At 62.0% G+C, this 19,279-nt stretch carries 16 protein-coding genes; 4 read left to right on the forward strand and 12 right to left on the reverse strand.

Features of this window, described 5'->3' with window-relative positions:
• Nucleotides 1-150: 150 nt before the first annotated feature.
• The gene (locus ACODR6_RS26060; protein WP_130282295.1) at nt 151-1,008 is read left to right on the forward strand and encodes a MurR/RpiR family transcriptional regulator; all 858 of its coding nucleotides are present in this window, start codon (nt 151-153) and stop codon (nt 1,006-1,008) included.
• Here ACODR6_RS26060 and ACODR6_RS26065 read toward each other — a convergent pair.
• From ACODR6_RS26065 to ACODR6_RS26105, 9 genes are all read right to left on the reverse strand, one after another.
• Nucleotides 1,005-2,591, reverse strand: coding sequence for an FGGY-family carbohydrate kinase (locus ACODR6_RS26065; protein ID WP_112719796.1), 1,587 nt, complete (start codon nt 2,589-2,591; stop codon nt 1,005-1,007). The genes ACODR6_RS26060 and ACODR6_RS26065 overlap by 4 nt on opposite strands.
• A complete protein-coding gene (locus ACODR6_RS26070; protein WP_489025212.1) occupies nt 2,591-3,274 on the reverse strand; it encodes an HAD family hydrolase in 684 nt (227 codons plus the stop codon). The genes ACODR6_RS26065 and ACODR6_RS26070 overlap by 1 nt, the downstream gene beginning before the upstream one ends.
• A gap of 89 nt (nt 3,275-3,363) precedes the next feature.
• The gene (locus ACODR6_RS26075) at nt 3,364-4,845 is read right to left on the reverse strand and encodes a mannitol dehydrogenase family protein (RefSeq protein ID WP_489025214.1); all 1,482 of its coding nucleotides are present in this window, start codon (nt 4,843-4,845) and stop codon (nt 3,364-3,366) included.
• Between the two features lie 103 nt (nt 4,846-4,948).
• On the reverse strand, nt 4,949-5,947 hold the full coding sequence (locus ACODR6_RS26080; protein WP_112719799.1) for an ABC transporter ATP-binding protein: 999 nt from the start codon (nt 5,945-5,947) through the stop codon (nt 4,949-4,951).
• Nucleotides 5,948-5,965: 18 nt separating this feature from the next.
• On the reverse strand, nt 5,966-6,796 hold the full coding sequence (locus ACODR6_RS26085) for a carbohydrate ABC transporter permease (protein ID WP_112719800.1): 831 nt from the start codon (nt 6,794-6,796) through the stop codon (nt 5,966-5,968).
• 1 nt (nt 6,797) lies between these two features.
• The gene (locus ACODR6_RS26090) at nt 6,798-7,670 is read right to left on the reverse strand and encodes a carbohydrate ABC transporter permease (protein ID WP_112719801.1); all 873 of its coding nucleotides are present in this window, start codon (nt 7,668-7,670) and stop codon (nt 6,798-6,800) included.
• 139 nt (nt 7,671-7,809) lie between these two features.
• Nucleotides 7,810-9,120 (reverse strand): ABC transporter substrate-binding protein, encoded by a 1,311-nt coding sequence (locus tag ACODR6_RS26095; RefSeq protein WP_199628914.1) that lies wholly within the window; start codon nt 9,118-9,120, stop codon nt 7,810-7,812.
• A gap of 145 nt (nt 9,121-9,265) precedes the next feature.
• Nucleotides 9,266-10,219: a sugar-binding transcriptional regulator gene (locus ACODR6_RS26100; protein WP_130282301.1), complete on the reverse strand. Its 954-nt coding sequence runs from the start codon at nt 10,217-10,219 to the stop codon at nt 9,266-9,268.
• Between the two features lie 139 nt (nt 10,220-10,358).
• Nucleotides 10,359-10,937 carry an exopolysaccharide biosynthesis protein gene (locus ACODR6_RS26105; protein ID WP_489025270.1) on the reverse strand — a complete coding sequence of 193 codons (579 nt, stop codon included), beginning with the start codon at nt 10,935-10,937 and terminating at the stop codon, nt 10,359-10,361.
• 267 nt (nt 10,938-11,204) lie between these two features.
• Here ACODR6_RS26105 and ACODR6_RS26110 point away from each other — a divergent pair, with 267 nt between their 5' ends.
• From ACODR6_RS26110 to ACODR6_RS26120, 3 genes are read left to right on the forward strand one after another with little or no spacing between them, the layout of a single operon-like run.
• Nucleotides 11,205-11,864: a response regulator gene (locus tag ACODR6_RS26110; RefSeq protein WP_130282305.1), complete on the forward strand. Its 660-nt coding sequence runs from the start codon at nt 11,205-11,207 to the stop codon at nt 11,862-11,864.
• A complete protein-coding gene (locus tag ACODR6_RS26115) occupies nt 11,861-13,195 on the forward strand; it encodes a sensor histidine kinase (protein ID WP_449098075.1) in 1,335 nt (444 codons plus the stop codon). Before ACODR6_RS26110 ends, ACODR6_RS26115 begins: the two co-directional genes overlap by 4 nt.
• A 59-nt stretch (nt 13,196-13,254) precedes the next feature.
• Nucleotides 13,255-14,166 carry an ROK family protein gene (locus ACODR6_RS26120; protein ID WP_112719806.1) on the forward strand — a complete coding sequence of 304 codons (912 nt, stop codon included), beginning with the start codon at nt 13,255-13,257 and terminating at the stop codon, nt 14,164-14,166.
• 41 nt (nt 14,167-14,207) lie between these two features.
• Here the strand turns inward: ACODR6_RS26120 and ACODR6_RS26125 are convergent, their stop codons facing one another.
• The 3 genes from ACODR6_RS26125 to ACODR6_RS26135 are packed head-to-tail and all read right to left on the reverse strand — an operon-like array spanning nt 14,208 to nt 19,164.
• The gene (locus tag ACODR6_RS26125; protein WP_489025219.1) at nt 14,208-17,348 is read right to left on the reverse strand and encodes an efflux RND transporter permease subunit; all 3,141 of its coding nucleotides are present in this window, start codon (nt 17,346-17,348) and stop codon (nt 14,208-14,210) included.
• A gap of 24 nt (nt 17,349-17,372) precedes the next feature.
• Nucleotides 17,373-18,509 (reverse strand): efflux RND transporter periplasmic adaptor subunit, encoded by a 1,137-nt coding sequence (locus tag ACODR6_RS26130; RefSeq protein ID WP_112719808.1) that lies wholly within the window; start codon nt 18,507-18,509, stop codon nt 17,373-17,375.
• A gap of 49 nt (nt 18,510-18,558) precedes the next feature.
• Entirely contained in the window at nt 18,559-19,164 is a 606-nt protein-coding gene (locus tag ACODR6_RS26135) for a TetR/AcrR family transcriptional regulator (protein WP_112719809.1), read from the reverse strand.
• Nucleotides 19,165-19,279: the final 115 nt, after the last annotated feature.

Here is a 19,279-nt window from a genome sequence, read left to right on the forward strand (position 1 = left end):
ACTTGTCTGCAACTAGACACTAATATATACTGCAAACTATTCGATCTAAACTTGAGCCTGAGACGCAGCTTCCGGAAATAGTTGCAAACGGCAAGTCTCGCCTAAGCGCATCGGAAGCCTCCGCGCCTCTGCCAGTGAGGGGATGCCCGCGTGGAAGACTTCGTCCAGAAGCTCAGGCACTACGTGAAATCCGGCACCCCAGCGGAGCGCCGGATCGCGAAATATTTCACCGAGCATCTGAACGATCTACCCTTCGAAACGGCGGCCTCCGTCGCCGACCGGCTGGACCTCAGCCCGATGACCGTCGGCCGCTTTCTGCGCGCGCTCGGCTATCAGGGTCTAGACAGCGTCAAGATCCACATCCGCGAAACCGCGGTCACTTCGCCGGTGCAATTGCAGACCTCGCTCACCGAACTGCAGACCGACGCATCGAGCGGCAAGCCGCTGGCTCTGCTGGTAACCGAGCAGATTCAGGCCCTGCACCACATCTATCATCTCACCGCCCAGCCCCAATGGGCCGAAGCCGTGGCGATGATCTCCGGCGCGCGCGAAGTCTTCATCGCCACGCATGCCCGCATGGCCGGCTTCGCCTCGCATTTCGCCCAGCGGCTGACCCGCGCCCGCGATGGTGTGCGGGCCCTTGATGGCTCCGGCAGCCGTTTCGCCGAATTGTTTGCCCGCCAGACCGGCGAAGGCGCGCTCCTCGTCATCGTCGACAGCCGCCGCTTCGCCCGCGCCCGGCTGCTTGCCAGAACGGCGCGGCGCTACGGCTACAAGGTCGTCCTGATCGCTGCCGAGAACAATGACTGGATGCCGGATCAATCCAATATCATGCTGACGCTGCCGCCCTCCCGCGTCCCCGATGACGACAACCTGCCGCCGCTGATGGCCTTGCTCGATTGCCTCTCGGAAACGGTGATCGCCGCCACCGGCGACGAAGCACAGCAGCGCGAACGCCGCATGGCCGAATTCGGCGCCATCCTGGGCGAGGGCCGCGGCGGAGGTTAATCCATCGCCTCCAGCTCGGCGCGGTGGCGATACATCGCCAGCAGCCGGCGATATTCCCGATCGTACATCGCTCGCTTCCCGGCATTCGGGCTGCGCTCGTCGCCGCCTGGATACATGGCGGTTCCGGCGGCTGCGAGATCACGATGCAGGCCGCAGGCGACAGATGCGGCGATTGCCGTGCCGAGCAGTACCGCCTCGTTCATCTTCGGCACCACCACCTTGCATCCCGTCGCATCGGAATAGAGCTCCATCAGCACCGGATTCTTCACATGGCCACCTGCCACATGCAGCGTATCCGGCACGTAGCCATATTCCTTCATCTTCTCGAGGATATGCCGGATGCCGAGCGCGATCCCGACGGCCGTGCGCCAATAGAGCGCGCAGAGGCCGTCGAAGGACGTGTCGAGCGTCAATCCGCTGACGACGCCGACAGCGTGCGGGTCGGCCAGTGGCGAGCGGTTCCCGTGGAAGTCCGGCAACACGAAAATGCGGGCGCCGAAGGCGTCATCGCCCTCCTCGGCGCGAAGCTGCGCAACGCGGGCGGCGATCTTCTGGTGCAGTGCCGCCGTCGGCTCGCCGCCTGCAGCATGCATGCGCACGATATGATCGAGAAGCGCACCTGTCGCCGACTGTCCGGCCTCGACGAGCCAGGACTGCGGAAACACCGCCTCGTAATACGGCCCCCACATGCCGTGGCTCGGCCGCCGTTCGCGCGAGAAGGAAACGATGCAGCTCGATGTACCGGCGATCAGCGCCAGCTGCCGCTCGAGCGCGCGTGGATCATCGGCAAAGCCGCCGAGCGTTCCGAGCGCTCCGGCATAGGCATCGATCATCCCCGCCGAGACGTGGCATGCCGTCGTCAAACCGAGGGCCGAGGCCGCTTCCTGCGTCAGCGTGCCGACGCTGGAGCCGACCGGAATCGTATCGTCGGGCAGATGCCCGCGCTCCTGCAGATCCTCAAGGCCGATCTTCGCCAGGAAGTCTTTCCGCCAGCCCTGTTCCTCATGGGAGAGATAATTCCACTTGGCCGTCAGCGTGCAGCGCGAGCGGTTTAGCGATCCCGTCGCTTTCCAGGTCATGAAGTCGGCCAGGTCGAAGAAGTAGCCGGCATTCATCCAGGTGCCCGGCAGCTTCTTCTTCAGCCACATCAGCTTCGGCATTTCCATTTCGGGCGACATGAAATGCCCGGAATGCTCCAGCACCGCATGTTCGGTCGCCGTGCAGAAATCAGCCTCCTGTAGCGCCCGGTGATCGAGCCAGACGATCGTGTCGAACCGCTTTTCGCCACCGGTCGAAACGGAAATCTGCCGCCCCTCCACATCGCGCACGACAAGCGAGCAGGTCCCGTCGAAGCCGATCGCGCCGATCGAGGCGGGCGCCACGCCGGATTGCTCCACGGCCTTGCGGACCGAGATGCAGACGGCGGACCAGATATTTTCGGAATCGTGCTCGGCGTGGTTTTCGCGCGGTCTGTTCATGATGATGGGATGCTCGGCCTTGCCAAGCAACCGGCCGGTGGCATCGAAGACACCGGCGCGCGCACTGCCGGTGCCGACATCCACCGCAACCACGTGATCATGCATCAGGGGTGCATCCCATCCAGCTTTTGTTTCTGGATAAGGTGTATCAAATCCGGCATCACGTCAAACACCGCTTCGGGCGAAAGCCGGTCAAGTTCAGCACGATAGCCTTCAAAGTTGGCGTGCGAGCCGCCGGTGAAGGCAAAGACGCGCATGCCCGCGGCCTTTGCCGCCTCGATGCCTGCGGGGCTGTCTTCGATGACGACGCAGTTCTCGGGCGCGACATGCATTTCCCGCGCTGCATGCAGAAAAAGGTCCGGTGCCGGCTTGCCATTCTTGACCATGCTGGCGCTGAAGATGTTCGGCAGCTTGTCGATCAGCCCGGTGACGGAAAGCGAAAGCTTGATGCGCTCGACCTGGCTGGACGAGGCCACGCAGCAGGGCAGATGCAGCGCGTCGATCGTCTCGCCGATGCCCTCGATCGGCTTCAGCTCATTGCGGAACCTGCTATAGAGATCGACCCGCATCCGCTCAAGAAATTCTTCCCCGGCATGGACGTGATAGTCGTTTCTCATGGTTTCGATGACGGTTGCGAGGCTCTTGCCGAGAAAGCGGCCATAGACCTCTTCTTCCGTGATCGGAACACCGAGATCGTTCATCGCCCTGACGAGAACGTTGACGGATATCGGCTCGCTGTCGACGAGCACGCCGTCGCAATCGAAAATGACAAGCCGTGTCTCAGTCATGAAAGACCAACCATGTTCTCGGACGCGTTGCCGGCCCGCTTGCCGCAAGGCGGGTCGATGGCGGCGTCATCCGCCGCCATCGCAATTGCTTACACTGCAAGCTTGCCGTCGAGATAGAGCTGCAGCGTCTCGCGGGTGCCCTTTTCCCACAGCGTTTTCAGGGCATGTGCGAAGCGCTTGCGGAAGACTTCCGATTTCGCCACTTCGCCGAAGATGTCGTCGAAGGCGAGGAACGCCATCGGATCGTCCTTGGCCTTCAGCGCCGCGGCATGCAGACGGTCGGCGCTAGCATCGTTGAAGACGATGTCCTTGCCGCTGTCGGTCTTGCCGGCGAAATAGCGGCACCAGAGCGCCGAGACCAGCGACAGGCCGACGACATCACGGCCCTGGCTGAGATTGTCGAGCGTCGAGGGCAGGATGAACTTCGGCTGACGGTTCGAACCATCCTGCGCCAGGCGCGGAATGGTATCGGCGATCTTCGGGTTGAGCAGGCGCCGCTCGATCAGCTGGAAATAATCCTGCAGCGAAGTGTTCGGCACCGGCGGAACGATCGGGATGATCTCATCCTTTTCGAGCTTCGCCAGGAAGGCGCGGATCAGCGGATCTTCCATCGAGTCGTGCACGAAGTGAATGTCCATCAGAGCCGCCGGATAGGCGATCGCCGCATGGCCGCCGTTCAGGATACGGATCTTCATGTGCTCGTAGGGCGTGACATCGGGAACGAAGGTGACGCCGACCTTTTCGAGGGCTGGACGGCCCGCCGTGAACTTGTCTTCCAGCACCCACTGCTTGAACTCTTCGCAGTAGACGGGCCAGTTGTCCTCGATGCCGAACTGATCCTTCAGAAGATCGATTTCGCGCTGGCCGGTTGCCGGCGTAATGCGGTCGACCATGGCGTTCGGGAAGGCGACATTGGCCTTGATCCAGTCGGCAAGCGCCGGATCGGAAAGCTTCGCGGTGCCGACGACAGCATTGGTGGTGACGACGCCGTTATGCGGAATGTTATCGCAGGACATGACCGTGAACGGCACGATGCCCTTGTCCTTGCGCGCCTTCAGACCGGCAACGATCAGGCCGAAGACGGTCTTCGGCTCCGCCGGGTTCTTGCCGTCGGCGGCAATCGCCGGATGCTCGGGATTGAACTTGCCGGAAGCGTCGATGAAATAGCCGCCTTCGGTGATCGTCATCGAGACGATGCGGATTGCGGGATCGGAGAGCTTGGCGATGATCGCCTTGGCGTCGCCGATCGGCAGAATGTCGGCCATCGGTCCGGTGACCCGGGCCGCGGTCTTGTTGTTGTCCTGCTCGACGACGGTCGTCAGGAAATCCTGGGCCGCGAGCTTCTCGCGCATGGCCGCGTCCGACGGCAGCATGCCCGCGCCGACGATCGCCCAGTCGTGATCCTGCCCCTGGTTGAACAGGTCGTCGAGATAGATCGCCTGGTGGGCGCGATGAAAATTGCCGACGCCGAAGTGCACGATGCCGGCCGTGAGCGACGCCCGGTCATAGGCCGGAATTGCAGCGGTCTTTGCCGCTTCGGTAAGCGTTGCCAGCGATAGTTTGCACGTCATGATCTCAGTCCTCTTGAGGTCTTCCGGAACGGCAGCCGCTCCGGGTATCGGTGAAGCGGACACCCTGCCCGCTTCACATGGCCACCCCGGCCCGGTCGTCGCCTCAGATGGCGAGGCCGCCCTCGTTGAATTTATGGATGCGGGTCTTGTCCGGCGTCAGGTAGACGGTGTCGCCCGCCTTGGCCGCGAACTCGCCACCGCCGCGCGCCGTTACCGGACCAATGCCATCGACGTCGATATGCAGGAACGTATCCGAGCCGAGATGCTCGGCGACCGTGACCCTGCCCTTCCACTCACCGCTCTCGTTCGACAGCATCACATGCTCCGGACGAATGCCGATCGTGTGCGCGCCGAGCTGTGCTGCCGTCTGGCCCTTGACGAAATTCATCTTCGGCGAGCCGATGAAGCCGGCGACGAAGAGATTGCGCGGGTTCTTGTAGAGCTCCAGCGGCGAGCCGACCTGCTCGATATTGCCCTTGTTCAGCACCACGATCTTGTCGGCCATGGTCATGGCTTCCACCTGGTCGTGGGTGACGTAGATCATCGTGGTCTTCAGCTGCTGGTGCAGCTCGCTGATCTCGATGCGCATGTTGACGCGCAGCGCGGCATCGAGGTTCGACAGCGGTTCGTCGAACAGGAAGGCCGACGGCTGGCGGACGATCGCGCGGCCGATGGCGACGCGCTGGCGCTGACCGCCCGAAAGCTGGCGCGGCTTGCGCTCCAGATAGTCGGTCAGGTTCAGCACCCGGGCCGCATCGGCGACCTTCTTGTCGATTTCGGCCTTGTCCATGCCCGCCATCTTCAGCGGGAAGGCGATGTTGTTGCGCACGCTCATATGCGGATAGAGCGCGTAGGACTGGAAGACCATCGCCAGACCGCGTTCGGACGGGGCCCTTTCGGTCGCGTCCTTGCCGTCGATGACGATCTTGCCGCCCGAGACGTCCTCAAGCCCGGCGATCAGCCGGAGCAGCGTGGACTTGCCGCAGCCGGAGGGGCCGACGAAGACGACGAACTCGCCGTCCTTGATATCGAGATCGATCGAAGGGATGACCTTGGCTTCGCCGAAGACCTTCGAGACTTTCTGAAGGGTAATGCTGCCCATGTTTCTCTCCCTGTAGTCTTATTTCACCGCGCCGAAAGTCAGGCCGCGGACGAGTTGTTTCTGCGAGAACCAGCCGAGGATAAGGATCGGGGCGATCGCCATTGTCGATGCTGCCGAAAGCTTTGCGTAGAACAAGCCTTCGGGGCTGGAATAGGAAGCGATGAAGGCCGTCAGCGGCGCCGCCTTTGAGGCAGAGAGGTTGAGCGTCCAGAAGGCTTCGTTCCAGGCAAGGATGATGTTGAGCAGCAGCGTCGAGGCAATTCCGGGAACGGCCATCGGCGTCAGCACATAGATGATTTCCTTGGCGAGCGAGGCGCCGTCCATGCGGGCGGCTTCGAGGATCTCGCCGGGGATTTCCTTGAAGTATGTGTAGAGCATCCAGACGATGATCGGCAGGTTGATCAGCGTCAGCACGATCACCAGTCCGAAGCGGCTGTCGAGCAGGCCGCTGTTGCGGAACATCAGGTAGATCGGGATGAGCGCGCCGACCGGCGGCATCATCTTCGTCGACAGCATCCACATCAGGACATCCTTGGTGCGCTTGGTCGGCGAGAACGCCATGGCCCAGGCGGCCGGGATGGCGATGATCAGGCCAAGCAGCGTCGAGCCGAAGGAGATGATCACCGAGTTCATGAAGTGGCCGAGATAGTTCGACCGGCTCTGCACTTCCGAATAGTTCTCGGTCGTCCAGTGGAAGAACAGGAACTGCGGCGGCGAGGCGATCGCATCGGCTTCCGACTTGAAGCTCGTCAGGAAGGTCCAGAGGATCGGGAAGAAGATCAGGATCCCGAGCGTCCAGGCAATCGCGGTCATGATGACCTTGCGCTGTGTTGTGACTTTGCGAGCCATCTTACGCCTCCAGGTTCTTGCCGACGAGGCGGACAAGGAAGATCGCGACGATATTGGCGAGGATGACAGCGACGATACCGCCTGCCGAAGCACCGCCGATATCGAACTGCAGAAGCGCCTGCACATAGACCAGGTAGGTCAGGTTCGTGCTCTGCGTACCGGGACCGCCATTGGTCGTGACCAGGATTTCGGCGAAGACGGACAGCAGGAAGATCGTCTGGATCAGGATGACCACGGTGATGGCGCGGGCCATGTGCGGCAGCACGATATAGATGAATTTCGAAACGACGCCGGCGCCGTCCATTTCGGCGGCTTCCTGCTGCTCTTCGTCGAGCGACTGCAGGGCCGTCAGCATGATGAGCGTCGCGAAGGGCAGCCACTGCCAGGCAACGATCAGGATGATCGAGAACAGCGGCGCGTTCGCCAGCCAGTCATAGGGCTGCAATCCGAGCGCCTTGGCGAGATGCGCGAAGAGCCCGTTGACCGGGTTCATGAACATGTTCTTCCAGACGAGCGCTGCGACCGTCGGCATGACGAAGAACGGCGCGATCACCAGGATGCGCACGATGCCCTGCCCGTAGATGTCCTGGTTCAGCAGGATGGCGAAGGCAATGCCGCCGATGACGGTGATCAACAGCACCCCAAGCACGAGCAGCAACGTATTGCCAAGCGCCGAGAAGAAGGCCGGGTCCGTGAGGAAGTATTTGTAGTTCAGGAAGCCGACGAAGGTTTCCATGCCCGGGCTGAGCAGATTGTAGTTCAGCAGCGAGAAGTAGATCGTCATCGCCAGCGGGATGAGCGACCAGAGCAGCAGGAGGATGACCGAAGGCGCCATCATCATGCGCGCCGCAGAGCGGGTGTGTAACGTTGCCATGGCAATTACCGATCTTGTCTTGGAGTGGCGAACGGCTGCAGGGCAGCAAAGAAAAAAAGGGGCCGCCGATGCAGTTCGGGCAATTCGGCGGCCCAGTTGAGTGGAATGTCAAGCATTCCAACCCGTTCTCAGGAGGTTATTACTTGATGTAACCAGCCTTGGTCATTTCGCGAGTGGTCAGCTGCTGTGCGCTCTGGAGAGCCTGGTCGACCGAGATCTGGCCGGCAAGCGCTGCGGAGAACTGCTGGCCAACGGCCGTACCGATGCCCTGGAATTCCGGGATCGCCACGAACTGGACGCCAACATAGGGGACCGGCTTTACGGTCGGCTTGGTCGGATCAGCCGAGTTGATCGAGTCCAGCGTCATCTTCGCGAAAGGAGCTGCCTTCTGGTAATCGGCATTCGCATAGAGCGAAGAGCGCGTACCGGGAGGTGCATTCAGCCAGCCTTCCTTCTCGGCGACCAGCTCGGTGTAGTGCTTGCTGGTAGCCCAGGCGACGAACTTCTCAGCCGCTTCGACCTTCTGCGAGCCTGCCGGGATGGCGAGGTTCCAGGCCCAGAGCCAGTTGCCGCGCTTGCCGAGGCCCTTATCCGGAGCCAGAGCGAAGCCGACCTTGTCAGCGACCTGCGATTCCTTCGGGTTGCTGACGAAAGATGCAGCAACGGTCGCGTCGATCCACATGCCGCACTTGCCGGTCTGGAAGAGCGCCAGGTTTTCGTTGAAGCCGTTCGAAGAAGCACCGGGAGGGCCGGCTTCCTTCATCAGGTTGACGTAGAAATTCAGCGTGTCCTTCCACTCGGGCTGATCGAACTGCGGTGCCCACTTTTCGTCAAACCAGCGAGCGCCGAAGGAGTTCGACATAGCCGTCAGGAAGGCCATGTTTTCGCCCCAGCCAGCCTTGCCGCGAAGGCAGATGCCGTAGATTTCCTTGTCCTTGTTGGTGATCTTCTTCGCAGCGTCTGCGATGAAGTCCCAGGTCGGAGCGTCGGGCATCTTCAGGCCGGCAGCGTCGAACAGATCCTTGCGGTACATGACCATGGAGCTTTCGCCGTAGAACGGAGCTGCATAGAGCTTGCCGTCTGCGGTCAGGCCGCTGCGGATAGCCGGCAGCAGGTCGTCGGCATCGTAGTCGGCGCCGAGATTGTCGAGCGGCATCAGCCAGCCCTGCTTTGCCCAGATCGGAACTTCGTAAGTGCCGATGGTCAGAACGTCATACTGACCGCCCTTGGTCGCGATGTCGGTGGTGACCTTCTGGCGCAGCACGTTCTCTTCGAGCGTGACCCATTCCAGATCGATGTCGGGGTTGGATTTTTTGAAGTCGTCCGTCAGCTTCTGCATCCGGATCATGTCGCCGTTGTTCACGGTCGCGATCGTGAGCGTTTCAGCCGAAGCCATGCCCGCAAACGCAAGTGCCGAGCAGGCGCCCAGCAGGAGAGTTCTCAATGTCATATCTTCCTCCCAGAAGATGAGTGTGAGCATTCGCTTTGCTCATGGGCAATTACTCACAAAACATTACAAAATGTCAATCCGCATTCGTTGCTGCATCAGCGAACGGCACACTTAACTATATGATTTAAAACAAAATAATTTTTGCTCAGCCTGTGAGCAAAAACTCGGCAGTTGCCTCATCGGTGATCAAAGCATTGATCTGCCTGCCAACGATCGCCGCCCGTATCGCCTTGAATTTACGCTTTCCCTTGGCGATTCCAATCACCGTCGAAGACTCGCGCGGCGGGATCGGCGCAGACGCCACCCGCTCGTTGATCGGGTTATCAAGAAGCTTGCCGTCACCGTCGAAAATCCAGCCGCAGATCTCGCCCACGGCGCCGTTGCGCATCAGCTCCATCATCTCGTCCTTCTCGAGGAAACCGTCGACGCAGAGCGGGCCGTCGATGCCGAGCTCGCCGATACCGACGAAGGTGACATCCGACTGCGAGCTGATCTCCAGCGTCGAGCGCACCAGCTGCTGGCTGTGCAGCATCTCTCGCTCTTCCGAAGAGGTGACGAGAACCGGCAGCGGCATCGGGAAATGCCGCGCCTTGACGGCATCGGCCATGCTGAAGATGACGTTGTAATAGGCGGCCGACCCGTCGGGCGTGATGTTGCCGGTCAGCGAGACGATGCGGTGATCGGGACATTCGAGCAGCGGCAGCTGATCGACCGCGGCCTTCAGCGTACGTCCGGTGCCGACGGCAAGCACGATCGGCTCCGGCCGCTTCAGCCAGCGCTCGATTTCCGCCGCCGCCGCCTCGGCAATGCCGATCGTCGTCGAGGAGGAGCCGGGATCGCTGGGCACGACCTCCACATAGCGCAGGTCGAATTTCTTGCGCAGCTGGTTGCCGAGTTCGAGGCAGGCGGCGATCGGATGGTCGAGCCGCACCTTGATCAGCTTTTCGGCAACGGCGAGCGAAACCAGCCGCTGCGCCGACTGGCGCGAAATCCCCATGGTGGAGGCGATCTCGTCCTGCGTACGGCCGGCAACGTAATAGAGCCAACCCGCCCGCGCCGCGTCGTCCAGCCGTCCAGGAGTATCGGTTCTCTTTGCCATCTAGCTTCTACCGCGCAAAATAAGCCGGTGCTTTACCGGGTGAAATGACCATGAATCTCTAATGCGCCAGATCAAAACAAAAATGGGCAAATGTCGAGTGCGTTGAAGAAATGCGTGACAGATTTCGTTGTCTGGGCCGTCACGCAAACCAGTTCGCGATGACGAAAGCCGCCGCCTTGACGATCCCGTAGACCATGCCGCCGACAATCGTCGCCGACAGCGCCGTGGCAATTACGCCGAGGATCACAAACAGCCCGTCACGCCCGAGAATGCCGAAGGAGAACAGGCAGATCGCCAGCGCCGGCAGCATGTTCCCGAGCGGGATCGGCAGCGTCAGAATGATCGCCATGACAAGACAGAGGAAGCCCGCGACATATTCCGCCGGAGGCTCGACCAGCACGGAAAGCCGCGGCTTCAGCATCCGCTCTGCAAAGGCCAGCCAGCGATGGATCCGCGAAATGATCGCCTCGAAATCCTCCCGCCGCATCGAGCGGTCGGCAATGACTTTCGGCAGCCATGGCTTCAGGCCGAACGTCAGCTGTGCAGCAAGAAAGAGCAGCGGTGCGCCGAGGATCGCCGAGGTTCCCGGCGGTGTCGGCACGAGATTGGGCAATGCGAAGACCAGCATCAGAGCGCCGATTGCCCGGTCACCCATGGTCTCGAAAATATCCCGGATGGAGATGCGTTCGCGCGAACGGTCGTTCGCCATCTGCCTCAAAATTGCCGACAGGCGGCGCGCCCGCGGACGTGGATTACGCGGCAGGCGCCCCCGCGCCATGTCCATGCTATCGATCGTCATAAAACCCCAGCTTCTCGATTTCGGCTTACTGATACCATCCAAATATGAAGCTTCTCTGTTGAATGTGCCGCCATCATGACGGCAGGGGTTCGCGATCACGGCCATTGCAAGGCCATTTTTCGCCGTCACGCCCCGCTTGACCCGTGCCGCGACCGGGCGTTACTCATTCGCCAAGGAGAAATTTGCGTGCGGATTTTGCTGGTTGAAGACGACGGAATGATCGGCGAAGCGGTGCGCGACCATGTGGCCGCCGCCGGTCACGCGATCGACTGGATGCGCACCATCACCGACGCGCATGTGGCGGCGAAATCCGTCGACTACGGCCTGATTCTGCTCGACCTGCAGCTGCCTGACGGCACCGGCATCGCCTTCCTCAAGGAGATCCGCGGCCGCGGCTCATCGGTTCCCGTCATCATCCTGACCGCCCGGGACCAGATTTCCGACCGCATCGAAGGACTGAACGCCGGCGCCGACGACTATCTCGTCAAACCCTTCAATCTCGGCGAACTGGAGGCCCGCATCATGGCGGTTGCGCGCCGCTATGGCGCCAACCCGCACCCGATCATCAAGATCGCCGACATCGAGATCGACCGCCCGCAGCACAAGCTTGCGGTCGCCGGCGAGCCGATCGTGCTGACGAGCCGTGAATGGGCAGTTCTCGATCTTCTGATCGCAAGGCCGGGCGCCATCGTTCCCAAGGACCGGATCGAGGAGGCGCTCTATGCCTTCGGGTCGGAGATCGAGAGCAATACGGTCGAGGTCTATGTCAGCCGCCTGCGCAAGAAGATCGGCAAGGACCGCATCCGTACCGCCCGCGGCATCGGTTACACACTGGGCGAAGCATGAGACGTGAACCGAGCATCACCCGGCCGCTGATCCTGGCGCTGACGAGCATCCTCGTGCTCTTCTGGCTGATCGCCATCGGCCTCAGCATCCGCGTCATGCAGCACGAGTTCTCGGAGATTTTCGATAGCGCGCAGGAAGAAACGACGCAGCGCCTGCTGGCGCTGATCGTCGACGATCTCGGCGAACGGACCGTCAGCGACCCGCGCAGCATCGCCATGCTGAACACGGCCGCCAGCCGCGAATACCTGACCTATCAGCTGCGCGACAAGACCGGAAAGGTCGTGCTGCGCTCCAACGACGCGCCGTCCGAGCCCTTCAGCGCGCCGCTGACCCAAGGCTTCCACGACACGCAATCCCACCGCATCTACACCGAGGCGACAGCAGATGGCACGCTGTTCATGCAGGTCGCCGACCGCTTCGGCAATCGCCGCGAAGCCGTGCGCGAAAGTGCCGCCACACTTCTCTGGCCGCTAATCGTCCTGATCCCCGCCAGCATCTTCGCCGTCTGGTTCGTGGTCGGCCGCGCGCTGAAACCGATCGAGACGCTGCGGCAGGACATTGCCACCAAGGACGGCGGCAACATGGCGCCGATCGAAAGCGGCCGCCTACCGCGCGAGATCAAGCCGATCGCCCGTTCCGTCAACCTGCTGCTTGCCCGGCTGCGCGCAGCCCTCGAAGCCGAGCGCGAGTTCACCGCCAACAGCGCCCACGAGCTGCGCACCCCGATCGCCGGTGCCTTGGCGCAGACCCAGCGTCTTGCCCAGGAACTGCCGGCCGGCCCGGTGCGGCAGCGCGCGCAGCAGGTGGAAGCATCGCTTGCCAATCTCGGCCGTCTTGCCGAAAAGCTGCTGCAGCTCTCCCGCGCTGAGGCCGGAATCGGCAGAAGCGATACGCCATCCGATCTCAAGGCGATCCTCGACATGCTGATGGTCGACTACGCCCGCGACAGCCGCACCGAAGGCCGCGTCGCCTATCAGGCAGAACCCGGTGCTGCCATGGTGCGCAACGCCGATATCGACGCCTTCGGCATCGTCATCCGCAATCTCGTCGAAAACGCGCTCTCTCATGGTGATCCCGAACAGCCGGTAGAGGTCTCGATCGATGGCAATGGCACGATCCGGGTCGTCAACGACAGCTCCGTCATCGCCGCAGCCGATCTTGCAAATCTGAAGCGCCGCTTCCGCCGCGGCGCGACCAACGCGCCGGGCTCCGGCCTCGGCCTGGCGATCGCCGACCGCATCACTACGCAGATGGGCGGTACGCTGGAGCTGATCTCGCCCGCGAGCGGCAGCCGATCCGGCTTCGAAGCGCGGATCACCCTGCCCGCATAGGACTTGCAAATCACATCAAACGGTGCGAGCAGACGCCAGTAATCGCGAGGCGGCAAGACATGATCATTTCCTTCGATATCGGCGGATCGGCTATCAAGGGCGGCATCGCCCGCTCGGAAGCGGACATCACTCCCATGGGCCGCAAGCCGACCCCGAAGGATGATTTTGCCGCCTTCGTCGAAACCATCCGCAGCTTCATCAACGAAAGCGGCGAACAGCCCTCGCGCGTCGCGCTGTCGATCGCCGGCGTTGTCGATCCCGATACCCAGCGCCTGACCTGCGCCAATATCCCCTGCATTCATGGCCGCGACCTTGCTGCTGATCTTCAGGCCGAACTCGGCCTGCCGGTGCTGATCGCCAATGATGCGGATTGCTTTGCCATGGCCGAAGCCGAACTCGGCGCCGGTCGCGGTCACCGCATCGTTCTCGGTGCCATCCTCGGCACCGGCGTCGGCGGCGGGCTGGTCTCCGATGGCCGCCTGATCAACGCCTCGGGCGGCTTTGCCGGTGAATGGGGCCATGGCCCGATCATCGCGTCGGAAGCCGGAAACCCGCCTGCGAAGATTCCCGCCTATCCCTGCGGCTGCGGCCAGAAGGGCTGCGTCGACACGGTCGGCGGCGCTCGCGGCCTCGAGCGTCTGCACAAGACGCTGCACGATCTCGATTTCTCCAGCGAGGAGATCATCACGCAATGGCAGCAGGGCGATGAGAAAGCGACGCGCACGATCGACGTCTATACCGACCTCGTCGCCTCACCGCTGGCGCTGACGGTCAACATCACCGGCGCGACGATCGTGCCGGTCGGCGGCGGTCTGTCGAATGTCGAGCAGCTGCTTGCCGAACTCGACAAGGCGGTCCGCCAGCGGATCCTGCGCAAGTTCGACCGTCCGCTGGTGGTTCGCAGCGAATGCCGCGTCGAGCCCGGCCTCATCGGTGCGGCCATCCTCGGCCTGAAGGCCGAGGCCGCCTAAAGCCCAAAAGCGAAAACGGCGCGGCCGAAGCCGCGCCATCTTCACTCAGCAGCCATCGCCGGCGGATGATGCTCATCCGCGTCTTCCTGGTCGGCGCTGGCCTGCCCGCTCGTCGCGTCCTTCGGCTCGCGGCCGAAGAACAGTGCGTAACCTGCGGGCAGAACGAAGATCGTCAGCAGGGTGGCAACCAGAATGCCGCCCATCATTGCATAGGCAAGCGGACCCCAGAATACGCCGCGCGAGATCGGGATCAGCGCCAGCACGGCCGTCAGCGCCGTCAGCATGATCGGCCGGAAGCGGCGGACGGCAGCGCCGACGATCGCTTCCTGGCGATGCATCCCCGCCTTGATATCCTGGTCGATCTGGTCGACGAGGATGATCGAGTTGCGGATGATGATGCCGAGCAGCGCGATGACGCCGAGGATCGCAACGAAGCCGAAGGGGGCACCGCTGATCAGCAGCGCGCTTGCCGCGCCGATGATCCCGAGCGGACCGGTCGCGAAGACCAGCATTGCCTTGCCGAAGTGCTGCAGCTGCGCCATCAACAGGATCATGATCACGACCAGCATGATCGGCGCCTTGGCGGCAATCGAATCCTGGCTCTCCGCGGCATCTTCCGCGCCACCCTGGATCTGAACCTGATAGCCGGCCGGAAGGCTGTCACGGAGGCCCTTCATGTCGGCATACATCTTCATCGCCACGTCGTTCGGCTGGACGCCGTCGGGCAACGTGGCGCGAACGGTGATCGTCGGCAGACGGTCACGCCGCCACTCGACGCCCTGCTCCATCACAGGCACGACCTTGGCGATCTGCGAGACCGGCACGAAGCCACCGAAATCCGTCGGCACATAGACCGAATTGACGGCAGACAGCAGCGAGCGGCTGGCATCCGGCTCGCGGGCAACGATCGAAACCGTTTCCTCGCCATCGCGGAAATCGTCGAGCGGTGCACCTGATGTCGCCGTCTGCAGCATCTGGCGGACGCGCTGCGAGGTGACGCCGAGCGAGCGGGCACGATCCTGGTCGATGACCAGCTTCATGGCGGGCACCGGCTCGAGCCAGTCGTCATGGATCGCGCCAAGCTCAGGGTTCTCGGCAAACTTCGCCTTCACCTGATCGGCAATCCGCCGCACTTCCTGGCGATCCGGACCCATGACGCGCATCTGCACGGGCCAACCGGTCGGCGGCCCCAGGAACAGGCGATCGACCTTGCCACGGATATCCGGGAAGTCTTCGGCCAGGATGGTGCGCAGCTTTGTGATAAGCCGCTCACGGGCCGGTTCGTCATTCGCCATGATCAGCAGCTGGGCGAAGTTCGGATTGGCAAGCTGCTGGTCGAGCGGCAGGAAGAAGCGCGGCGCGCCCTCGCCGATATAGGTGGCGATGAACTTCTTGTCCTTGTCGTCCATCATCTTGGCTTCGAGGGCTTTCGCCTTGGTCTCGACATCCTTGATGCTGGTGCCCTCGGGCAGCCAGAGATCGACCAGGATTTCCGGCCGCGAGGACTGCGGGAAGAAGTTCTGCGGAATGAACTGGAAGCTCCAGAGGCTGGTGACGAAGGCACCGACAGTGATCAAGAGCACGATCGCGCGATGGCGCACCGCCCAGCCGACGCTGCCCCGCAGGCCGCGATAGAAGCGGGTATCGAAAACATCGTGATGCTCACCCGCATGGTGGCGCTGCTTCAGGATCATGTAGCCGAGCCACGGCGTGAAATAGACCGCGACGAACCACGAAACGATGAGAGCGATGCCGACGACATAGAACAGCGAGCGCACATATTCACCGGCCGTCGAGGCCGCGAAGCCGACGGGGATGAAGCCCGCCGTGGTGATCAGCGTGCCGGTCAGCATCGGGAAGGCGGTCGACGAATAGGCAAAGCTTGCCGCCTCGATCTTGACGAGCCCTTCTTCAAGCTTTCGCTCCATCATCTCGACCACGATCATGGCGTCATCGACCAGAAGGCCGAGCGCAATGATCAGCGCGCCGAGCGAGATACGCTGCAGATCGATGCCGAGTTCGTACATGATCGCGAATGTCGCCGCGAGCACCAGGGGAATGGCGATCGCAATCACCAGACCCGACCGCCAGCCGATCGACAGGAACGAGACGATGAGAACGATGACAAGCGCCTCGCCGAGCGCATGCATGAACTCGCTGATCGCATCGGTCACGACATCTGGCTGGTTGGAAATCTGGTCGACAGCCACGCCGTAAGGCAGCGACTTCTCGAAGCGCTCATAGGTCGCTTCGACATCCTTGCCGACATCGGTGACCTTGAAGCCCTTGGCCATGACGACGCCGACCTGGACGCTTTCGTGACCGTTGAAACGGTACTTGCGCTGGTAGGGGTCTTCGAGGCCGGAATAGACGGTGGCGATATCGCCGAGGCGGGTGACCTGATTGCCGGAGCGCAGCCGCAGCTCGCGAATATCGTCGAGCTTGCGCACGTCGCCCTCGACGGAAATCCGCACCGAGCGCAGACCGGTATCGACGGAACCGGCGGGATCGACGCTGTTCTGGCCCTTGATGGCGTTCTGCAGGTCGACGACCGTCAGGCCGCGCTCGGCCAGCGCCTTGGAGGACACGTCGATATAGATCTTCTCCGGCTGGTCGCCGATAATAACCGCCTTCTCGACGCCCGGCGTCGTCAGCAGCATGTCACGCGCCTGGATCGCGAATTTCTTCAGCTCCGGATAGGAATAGCCGTCGCCGCTGATCGAATGCAGCGTGATAAAGGTATCGCCGAATTCGTCGTTGAAATAAGGCCCGAGCAGACCCTCCGGCAGCTCGCTGGAGATATCGCCGACTTTCTTGCGCACCTGGTAGAAGGCGTCGGCAACGTCTGCCGCATTGGTATCGCCCTTCACCTGCACGGTGATGATCGAGCTGCCGGCGCGGGTGTAGGACTTCACCCAATCGAGATGCGGGGTTTCCTGGAGCTTGCGCTCGATCTTGTTGGTGACCTGGTCTTCCATTTCCTGAATGGAGGAGCCCGGCCAGACGGCCTGGACGACCATGACGCGGAAGGTGAAATCCGGGTCTTCCTTCTGGCCCATGCGCATCAGCCCGAGCACACCGGTGATCAGGATGAGACCGAAGAGGAAGCGGGCAATGCTCGGATGGCCGATTGCCCAGCGCGACAGGTTGAACGGGCGCTTCTCGGTGGTGTTGGTGTCCATGACCTTGATCCCTCTCCCGGCGCTTTACTCGACGGAGCTCGTCACATCGGCCGAGGCGGCCTGCAATTCCGGCAGCTTGACCTTGAGGTTTTCGCTCATGAACTGCGTGCCGGCCGCAACGACGATGTCGCCAGTCGAAAGGCCTTCCGTAACGTTGACGCCGTCGCCGGTGAAATCGGCAACCTTGATCTCGCGGGCATGAACCGTCGCCGCCTGGCGGTCGACAATCCAGACGATCTTCTTGCCTTCCTTCTCGGCCAGCGCGCTGAGCGGCACGGCGACGTAAGGATTGGCATTGGTGACGTTGGCTTCAACGGTCGCCGTCATCCCCAGGAGCACACGGGGATCGTTCGGCAGGCTGACGCGGACCGAGAAGGTGCGTGACTGCGGATCGGCAGCGCCCGAGACTTCGCGAACCTTGCCCTGGAGAACCAGCTTGTCATCAGACCAGAAGCTCGCCTTGACCTTCTTGCCCGGCTTGAATTCGGCGATGTCGTTCTCCGGCACCGCGATCTGCACTTCCTTTTCGCCATCGACCGCGACGGTGACAACAGGCGTACCGGCCGAGACCACCTGGCCGGTATCGGCGTTGATCGTGGTGACGATACCGTTCTGGTCGGCCTTCAGCTGCGAATAGCTGACCTGGTTCTTGGCCTGATCGAGCGAGGAGAGCGCGGCATCGCGCGTCGAAACCGACTGGTCGTAGCTCAGCGAGGCCTGTTCCAGCTGGGATTTGGAGGCGACGCTCTTGTCGAAGAGCTGCTCGGCACGCTTGTTGGCGAGATCGGCCGTCTGCACGCCCTTTTCGGCGGCGGCCAGATTGGCCTCGGCACTCTTCACGGCAAGTTCGTAATCGGTGGAATCGATGGTGGCGAGGATATCGCCGGGCTTCACCCTGTCGCCGATATTGACGCGGCGCTCGGTGATCTTGCCGGCAACGCGGAAGCCGAGGTTCATCTCGGTGCGCGCCTTGACGGCGCCGGAATAATCAAGGACCCGCGTGTCACCGGCCTTGGCGATCTCAACGACCTTGACCGGACGGATGATCTCCGGAGCCTCGGCTTTCTTCTCGTCGCTGCAGGCGGCAAGCCCGAAGCCGAGCGCGCCAACGAGCGCAATGCTGAGGATGGACGGCACGCGGCGGCTTTCTTGCGAAATCATGTTCGCACTCCCAATCTTTTTTGATGTTCTCAGACGGCCGAGCCGCCTGTTATTTCAGTGCTTTCAGAGAGAATTCGACGAGTTCGTCGATCGTTGCCCGATTGGTCTTTGCAAGACACTGGGCCACGATCTGCGGGTGACACAGGGTCACCGTCGCCGCACCGAAACAACGCGAAGCCGCATCCGCGTCTTGTTCGGCAAACTCACCGGCGGCAATCCCCTCGCGGATCACGTCGGCAGTCAATGCTTGAATGCTGTCGATATGCTTGTCGATGACATGCCAGTCGCGCTCGATCGCGACGACGACCATCTCGTGAACCTTTTCCCGGTCGAGCATGGTGTCCACGGTCATCTGATACTGCCCATGCACGAAGAGCCGTAGCCGCTCGGAAGCGCTGATCGGCATGTGGCAGACGTCGTATGCCTGCTTGTAACTCGCAACCAACATGCGTCCGCAAACCGCCTGGTGGATTTCCACCTTGGAGGCAAAGAAGCGATAGATATTGGCTGGCGACATGCCGAGATCGCGCGCCACATCGGCAACCGTCGTCTTGGCATATCCGTAGTGCCGGAACAGCTTTTCAGCCGAGTCGAGAATGCGGGTGACATTCTCCTGGCGGGTGCTGTCCAATATGTTCTCGGCGGTTTCGATCATATTTTCGGCGGCCTCACTTACGACTGACGGTTTTTGAATTTCGTCAGTCGTAAGATATCACCCGTCAGATGTCAATAGAATTGGCGAATACAAAAATGCCGCGGCCAAAGGCGCG

The organism is Rhizobium sp. FG96 (assembly GCF_057808655.1).

Excerpts from the sequence above, each read along its gene's own strand:
- ACODR6_RS26115 (WP_449098075.1), top strand. The coding sequence starts at position 11,861 with ATGAGACGTGAACCGAGCATCACCCGGCCGCTGATCCTGGCGCTGACG.
- ACODR6_RS26075 (WP_489025214.1), bottom strand. The coding sequence starts at position 4,845 with ATGACGTGCAAACTATCGCTGGCAACGCTTACCGAAGCGGCAAAGACC.
- ACODR6_RS26070 (WP_489025212.1), bottom strand. The coding sequence starts at position 3,274 with ATGACTGAGACACGGCTTGTCATTTTCGATTGCGACGGCGTGCTCGTC.
- ACODR6_RS26080 (WP_112719799.1), bottom strand. The coding sequence starts at position 5,947 with ATGGGCAGCATTACCCTTCAGAAAGTCTCGAAGGTCTTCGGCGAAGCC.
- ACODR6_RS26065 (WP_112719796.1), bottom strand. The coding sequence starts at position 2,591 with ATGCATGATCACGTGGTTGCGGTGGATGTCGGCACCGGCAGTGCGCGC.
- ACODR6_RS26090 (WP_112719801.1), bottom strand. The coding sequence starts at position 7,670 with ATGGCAACGTTACACACCCGCTCTGCGGCGCGCATGATGATGGCGCCT.
- ACODR6_RS26135 (WP_112719809.1), bottom strand. The coding sequence starts at position 19,164 with ATGATCGAAACCGCCGAGAACATATTGGACAGCACCCGCCAGGAGAAT.
- ACODR6_RS26120 (WP_112719806.1), top strand. The coding sequence starts at position 13,255 with ATGATCATTTCCTTCGATATCGGCGGATCGGCTATCAAGGGCGGCATC.
- ACODR6_RS26125 (WP_489025219.1), bottom strand. The coding sequence starts at position 17,348 with ATGGACACCAACACCACCGAGAAGCGCCCGTTCAACCTGTCGCGCTGG.
- ACODR6_RS26100 (WP_130282301.1), bottom strand. The coding sequence starts at position 10,219 with ATGGCAAAGAGAACCGATACTCCTGGACGGCTGGACGACGCGGCGCGG.
- ACODR6_RS26130 (WP_112719808.1), bottom strand. The coding sequence starts at position 18,509 with ATGATTTCGCAAGAAAGCCGCCGCGTGCCGTCCATCCTCAGCATTGCG.
- ACODR6_RS26085 (WP_112719800.1), bottom strand. The coding sequence starts at position 6,796 with ATGGCTCGCAAAGTCACAACACAGCGCAAGGTCATCATGACCGCGATT.
- ACODR6_RS26095 (WP_199628914.1), bottom strand. The coding sequence starts at position 9,120 with ATGACATTGAGAACTCTCCTGCTGGGCGCCTGCTCGGCACTTGCGTTT.